The following is a 507-nucleotide window of genomic DNA, read 5'->3' on the forward strand; positions in this document are numbered from 1 at the left end:
CGCGGCCGCCACGACGATGCGTAGAACCCAACTCACCATGATCGTTCCTCCACTCCACACCCACTCCGGTAGATACACGAAACAGGGGGCGATCCGGTTCACCGGGAATTGAACCGAACGGGTGGCGGTCTCGTTCTTTAGGTCATGACAGCCGAACTGCACTCCCGCCGCACCGTCCTGTCCACCGGTGCCGCCGTTGCCGGTGCCGCCGTCGGCGCCGTCGCCCTGACCGCCTGCTCGTCGGATTCGAACGGCAAATCGGGCACCGCGCAGGCACCGATCGCCGCCGGGACGCCGCTGGTCGCGCTCGCCGAGGTCCCGGTCGGGCAGGCGAAGGCGGCGAAGGCCCCGGACGGGTCCGACGTGATCGTGGCCCGGACGTCCGAATCGGCCTGCGCCGCGTTCAGCGCGGTGTGCACGCACCAGGGCTGCACCGTCACGCCGAAGGGCGCCGACCTGGTCTGCCCGTGCCACGGTTCGGTGTTCAACGCGCTCACCGGCGAGGTC

The 507-nt window shown here is 69.8% G+C and carries 1 protein-coding gene; it reads left to right on the forward strand.

The window, feature by feature from the left end:
- Positions 1 to 144: 144 nt before the first annotated feature.
- On the forward strand, positions 145 to 507 hold a 363-nt coding region (locus CCN39_RS48830), incomplete at its 3' end, for a QcrA and Rieske domain-containing protein (RefSeq protein WP_086854027.1).

Origin of the sequence: Amycolatopsis kentuckyensis, from assembly GCF_002155975.1 — a bacterium.
Classification (GTDB): domain Bacteria; phylum Actinomycetota; class Actinomycetes; order Mycobacteriales; family Pseudonocardiaceae; genus Amycolatopsis; species Amycolatopsis kentuckyensis.